Below are 6,249 nucleotides of genomic sequence, written 5' to 3' on the forward strand. Positions count from 1 at the left end.
GCCCAGGTGGCAAACGGTGTGTAGGTTGTCGCACATTCTGCGTCGGCGATCCTACAAGACACACCGCCTTTGCTTTTCAGTCCGGAGTGATGCGTATAAGGCGCGACAGCCGACACACCGTTTGCCACCTAGGCGGCCTGGGCCGAACTGGCAAGGCCTGCTGAGACGCGGGTGCTTGAAGAGGGTGATGCGCTCTTAAAGAGCGCTGGCAGCGGGCATCAAGAAGAGTGACGCCGTGTGAAGGATAGGACCGGCTGGGGGCCCGCAGGCAACTACAAGAACTGGCGGTGTTCAGCGGCTTTCTTTTGCCTACTTTTCTTTGCCGCGGCAAAGAAAAGTAGGTGCTGCCCCGCACAGGGGCGACGCGTGAAACACCGATACGAAATCGCGGATGCCAGCGCCGAGGCCAAACCGCGGATGCCACCGAAACCCACCCCGTATCACAAAGCCCCCTGACCAACGGTCAAACCACCGTAAGCCAGAGTAACATGGCGTTTTCACCCTGTTCTCCGCCGCTCTCGAACCGGCAAATCATCACCATGCATCATTACCTGCCGATCCTGCTGCAAATCGCCCTCGTCTATCTGATCGCGCTGATCAGCCCCGGCCCCAACTTCTTCATGATCACGCAGCTCTCGCTGGCGGGCCGTCGCGGGCTGGGCGCGGCATCGGCGCTGGGCGTCGGCACGGGATCGACCATCTGGGCCTCGCTAGCGATGCTCGGCTTTGCCACCGTGCTGCAACGGATCGACTGGCTGTATAGCGGTATCCGCATCGCAGGTGCGGTCTATCTGGTGTGGTTCGGCATCAAGCTCGTACGTTCGAGCACGAAACGCGGCGACGCCGTCGTCGTGGCTGTCGATCTGCCGCCTGCCAACGACCGTGGCGCGCATATCCGCGCGTGGCGCACGGGCATGCTCACGTGCCTGACGAACCCGAAATCCTGCGCGTTCTGGACCAGTATCTTCGCGACGCTGTTTCCGGCGCATCCGCCGCTGTGGTTCTACGGCGTGGCGCTCGCGATGATCGGCATGATGTCGGTGGGCTGGTATGGCAGCGTCGCGTTGATGTTCGCCACCGAGCGCACGCAACGCGGCTATCGGCGCCTGCGCCGGCCAATCGACGGCGTGTGCGGCGCCGTGCTGGTCGGTCTCGGCGCGAAACTCGCGGCGGAAAGCTGAACGTCACGCGGCCTTCCACGCGCGGTTTCCAGCTTCGCGAGAAGGGTCAATGCTGCAGCGCGTGATACGTTTCCGGTATTATTCCGAGATAGCGCCTACCAGCGCCCGTTTTCGTTGCACGGTCGCCATCTCAGATGGCCGATGGGCAGACTCCCGTCGAGCGGCAACCGCCCGGCGTCCGTCGCGGATGGACGGGACTCCGAGGGCAACACCCACGCGAGTCATCCGGGCACAGACCCAACGCCGCGCCACCCCAGCAGTACATCCTTGCCGCGCCGCGGCTGGCCTCTCCGGCACAACCGGACGACCGCCGCGCCGGTACTTGTGACAACCAGCTTGACAGCCCACATTCACCGCCCAACCCGCCGCGGCAATGCCCGGTACGGTAACGCGGTAAAATAGCGGATTGCGCATCATTCCCGGGTTGTTTACCCGGCTCGGGACGATGCATTGCCTTTGCCGTGCCGGCCCGCTTTTATGTGGCCGACCTTGTTTTCGCACCATCGAAGAAGCCATGAGCAACCTGAATCCACAAACCGTCCTGAGCGTCCATCACTGGACCGATACGCTTTTCAGCTTCACCTGCACGCGCGACGCGTCGTTCCGCTTCGAAAATGGCCAGTTCACGATGGTCGGTCTCGAAGTCGACGGCAAGCCGCTGATCCGTGCGTACAGCATGGCGAGCGCCAACTACGAAGAAAACCTCGAATTCCTCAGCATCAAGGTGCAGGACGGCCCGCTGACGTCGCGTCTCCAGCATTTGAAGGTGGGTGATCAGGTTCTGATCGGCAAGAAGCCGACGGGCACGCTGATGGCCGACAACCTGCTGCCCGGCAAGACCCTGTGGCTGCTGTCCACCGGCACGGGCCTCGCGCCCTTCATGTCGATCATTAAGGACCCGGACGTTTACGACCGCTACGAGCGCGTGGTGCTGACGCACACCTGCCGTTTCGTCGACGAACTGGCGTACAAGGAATACATCACGGATCACCTGCCGGCGCACGAGCACCTCGGCGAACTGATCCAGGAAAAGCTGGTGTACTACCCGACGGTGACGCGCGAACAATTCGCGAACCGCGGCCGCATCACCGACCTGATCGAAACGAAGAAGCTGTTCGAAGATCTCGACCTGCCGCACTTCTCGCTCGAAAACGACCGCGTGATGCTCTGCGGCAGCCCGCACATGCTGCGCGACACGCGTGAGCTGCTCGACAGCCTCGGCTTCCAGGAAGGCAGCAACAACAAACCTGGCCACTACGTCATCGAAAAGGCGTTCGTGGGCTAAAAACCTGCCTCACGAGCCGTCTGCAGCACCCGAAACCGGAGCCTTCGCGCTCCGGTTTTTCTTTTGGCGCGCACTTTTCGCAAGGGCTGTCGGATCCGACCTGGAGGTGCCGGAATCGCGTCGGATACAGCGTTACAAATCCACCCGCCGAAAGTTAACTTTGGCTGTAGGAATTTGTCTGACATAAACCCAGCCTAGCGCTTCAACTATTGCGTTAACTTTGCGCTGCAAGCCAATATGGACGGGCATTTTTTCTTTTTTTAAGATATGATCCCAGCGCAGCAGCATTTGACAGACTATTAACGAAACTGTCTTATTTTTGTTACAGAATGTAAATTGCGTTACGTCCACGGCGTAGCGTTTTTCCGTCGTGGCAGTTCCTGCGGCGGACATATCTGGGGGGCAGGGTTCGCATGCGTTCTTTCGTCTATTTGCTGCCGGTGCGTCGCTGTGACGCCGGCGATTTCGCGTCGTGAGCACGGCCGTGGAAACATCGATCGTGGTGCCGATGCATGCGCACGGCGCGGCAACGCGCACGGGCGACGTGCGGCGCGCATCGTCGAATGCACCGGTGAGCCGTCGTGCCAGCAAGGCCGCGACGCCCGCTGCGTCGGTCACACCAGCCGCAGCCGTCGAAGAACTCGAACGCCTGCAGGCGCGGGTTCGCGAACTGGCCGCCGAACTGCTGCTCTCCCAGGAAGCCACCCGCCGTCACGTCGCGCAGGAACTGCACGACAACCTCGGCGCCGAACTGACGGCCGCGCGTTTCGCATTCGCCAATGTCGAAACCTGGCTGCCCGCCGACGCTCCGCCCCAATGCAGCTCCGCCCTAGAAGCCGCGCAACGATCGCTCGACGCCGTCACGGAAGCCGTACAGCAGGCTGTCGGCGAACTGCACGCACCGACGCTCGATAAAGGCATCGTCAGCGCGCTGTCGCACTGGACCAGCAGCTTCGCCAACCGCACGGGCCTGCGCATGAGCTTCGTGTGTGCCGCCGATGCGCGCCTCACGCGCCTGCCCGACGACGCGTCGCTGGCCGTGTTCCGCGTTGCGCAGGAAGCACTGAACAACGTCGCCAAGCACGCACGCGCATCAGGCGCCGATATGCGGATCGAAACCACCACCCAGCATCTGAGCATCGTCGTCAGCGACGACGGCATCGGCATTCCGCCGCGCGCCGGCGAGGACGAGCGCAAGTTCGGGCTGGCCGGCATGCGCGCGCGCTGCACCGCGTTCGACGGCGAACTGCGCGTCGAGCCGCCGGCTGGTCAGGCGCGCGGCACGACCGTGCATGCGCGCTTCGCGTGGAAAGCGCTGCTCGGCAACGCGTCGCGCCCGCGCGCGCGGCGCACCGCCATCCGTCTGTGATCCGTTTTCGATCCGCCAGCAATCCGTTAGTGAACACTGACTTACCGTTATGAGCCTGCGCATTCTGATTGCCGAAGATCACGCCGTCGTTCGACAGGGCGTGCGGCAACTGCTGATCGACCGCGGCGTCGCCGACGACGTCGCCGAGGCGCAGTCGGGTGCCGAGGTGCTCATGGAAGCATCGCGGCACGTGTACGACGTGATCCTGCTCGACATTTCGTTGCCGGACATGAATGGCGTCGAAGTACTCAAACGCCTGAAACGCAAGCTGCCGCGCGTTCCTGTGCTGATGTTTTCGATGTACCGCGAGGATCAGTACGCGGTGCGCGCGCTGAAGGCAGGCGCCGCGGGTTATCTGTCGAAGACCGTCGATGCCGCGCAGATGATCGCGGCGATCCAGCAGGTCGCGGCGGGCCGCAAATACGTGAGCCCGGCGATGGCGGAAGCGCTGGCCGACTACGTTTCCTTCGACGGCGAGCAGTTGCCGCACGAAAAGCTCTCCGACCGCGAATACCAGACGCTGTGCATGCTCGCTTCGGGCAAGCGGCTGACGGACATTGCGATCGCGCTGTCGCTGTCGGTGAAAACGGTGAGCGTCTACCGCACGCGGCTGCTCGAGAAAATGAAGCTGCGCAACAACGCTGAGCTAACCTTCTATGTCATGAGCAACCGTCTCGTCGATCTGAATCCGGCGATGACGGTCTGACGCTGGCGGGCGCGCCGCGTCCGCGGCGCACTGTCGTTGTGCACTACGAAAGGCCGTCCGGCCCGTTTCCGCTAAAATTGCGGGTTTTCCCCGACATGAGGCGCGCCCACACGCGTGCTGAACAGGAGACCCCGCCAAATGTCCCTCTTTCGTAAGAAGAACGTCGAGCACATGATCGCCGGCGCGCAGGCTGCCGGCCTGAAGAAAGCGCTCGGCGCGCTCGATCTGACCTTTCTCGGCGTCGGCGCCATCATCGGCACCGGCATTTTCGTGCTCACGGGCACGGGCGCGGTGCAGGCCGGCCCGGCGCTGATGCTGTCGTTCATTATCGCGGCCATCGCGTGCGGTTTCGCGGCGCTGGCGTACGCGGAATTTGCCTCGACGATTCCCGTCGCCGGTTCGATCTACACGTATTCGTATGCGACGCTCGGCGAACTGGCAGCGTGGATCATCGGCTGGGATCTGATGCTCGAGTATGGGCTGGCGACATCGGCGGTGTCGGTCGGCTGGTCGGGGTATCTGCAATCGCTGCTGTCGGGTTTCGGCATTTCGCTGCCCGTTGCGCTGACGGCGGCGCCCGGCGCGCAGCCCGGCCACGAGACGCTGGTCAACCTGCCCGCTTTCCTCGTGATGATGGCGATCACGGCGCTGCTGTCGGTTGGCATTCGCGAATCGACGCGCGTTAACAATCTGATGGTGGCGATCAAGGTGACGGTGGTGCTGCTGGTGATCGTCGTCGGGGTGTTCCATGTGAAGCCGGAGAACTGGCATCCGTTCATGCCGAACGGCATGTCGGGCGTGTTCGGCGCGGCGGCGGTGATGTTCTTCGCGTTTATCGGCTTCGATTCGGTGTCGTCGGCGGCTGAGGAGGTGAAGGATCCCAAACGCGATCTGCCGATCGGGATCATTGCTTCGCTCGGTGTGTGCGCGGTGTTGTATGTGGCCGTGGCCGCTGTCGTGACGGGCATCGTGCCGTCGGCGCAGTTCGCCAATATTTCGCATCCTGTTTCGTATGCGCTGCAGGTTGCCGGTCAGAACTGGGTGGCGGGCTTCATCGACCTTGGCGCCGTGCTTGGCATGCTGACGGTGATTCTGGTGATGGCTTACGGTCAGACGCGGGTGATCTTCGCGATGTCGCGGGATGGCTTGCTGCCTGCGGCGCTTTCCAAAGTGCATCCGAAGTTTGCTACGCCGTTTGCTACCACCTGGCTGGTGGGGATCGTGTTTGGTCTGATCGGCGCACTCGTGCCGTTGAATGTGCTCGCCGAGCTGATCAATATCGGTACGCTGGCGGCTTTCTCGATGGTGTCGATTGCTGTGCTCGTGTTGCGGCGCACACATCCTGATCTGCCGCGGGCGTTCACTTGCCCTGGCGTGCCCGTTGTGCCCATTCTTGCTGTGGCTTCCTGCCTGTTTCTGATGCTGAATCTCAGCAAGGTTACCTGGATTGCGTTTGTGATCTGGCTGGCGATTGGGATGCTGGTTTATTTCGGGTATTCGCGGCGGCATTCGAAGTTGGCTGGTTGAGGTTTTTTTTTGCCTGCGGCGTTTGGGGTTGTTGGTTTTGCTCTGCGCTGGCTTCCGCGGCTTGGCCTCGGCGCTGGCATCCGCGGTTTGTTAGTGGTTCTTCTCGCGTCGCCCCTGTGCGGGGCAGCACCTACTTTTCTTTGCCGCGGCAAAGAAAAGTAGGCAAAAGAAAGCCGCTAAA

At 62.3% G+C, this 6,249-nt stretch carries 5 protein-coding genes; all 5 read left to right on the top strand.

Features of this window, described 5'->3' with window-relative positions; all coding sequences use genetic code 11:
* Nucleotides 1–539 precede the first annotated feature (539 nt).
* The 5 genes from DK391_RS43585 (at nt 540) to DK391_RS43605 (ending at nt 6,068) form a co-directional block, all read left to right on the top strand.
* A complete protein-coding gene (locus DK391_RS43585; protein WP_109484201.1) occupies nt 540–1,181 on the top strand; it encodes a LysE family transporter in 642 nt (213 codons plus the stop codon).
* 514 nt (nt 1,182–1,695) lie between these two features.
* Nucleotides 1,696–2,466 (top strand): ferredoxin--NADP reductase, encoded by a 771-nt coding sequence (locus DK391_RS43590; protein ID WP_109484202.1) that lies wholly within the window; start codon nt 1,696–1,698, stop codon nt 2,464–2,466.
* Between the two features lie 484 nt (nt 2,467–2,950).
* A complete protein-coding gene (locus tag DK391_RS43595) occupies nt 2,951–3,835 on the top strand; it encodes an ATP-binding protein (protein WP_109484205.1) in 885 nt (294 codons plus the stop codon).
* Between the two features lie 49 nt (nt 3,836–3,884).
* Complete coding sequence (gene rqpR / locus DK391_RS43600; RefSeq protein ID WP_109484203.1) at nt 3,885–4,541, top strand: response regulator transcription factor RqpR; 657 nt, start codon at nt 3,885–3,887, stop codon at nt 4,539–4,541.
* Between the two features lie 138 nt (nt 4,542–4,679).
* Nucleotides 4,680–6,068, top strand: a complete 1,389-nt coding sequence (locus DK391_RS43605) for an amino acid permease (protein ID WP_109484204.1) — start codon at nt 4,680–4,682, stop codon at nt 6,066–6,068.
* Nucleotides 6,069–6,249: the final 181 nt, after the last annotated feature.

This window comes from Paraburkholderia sp. C35 (assembly GCF_003121405.1).
Classification (GTDB): domain Bacteria; phylum Pseudomonadota; class Gammaproteobacteria; order Burkholderiales; family Burkholderiaceae; genus Paraburkholderia.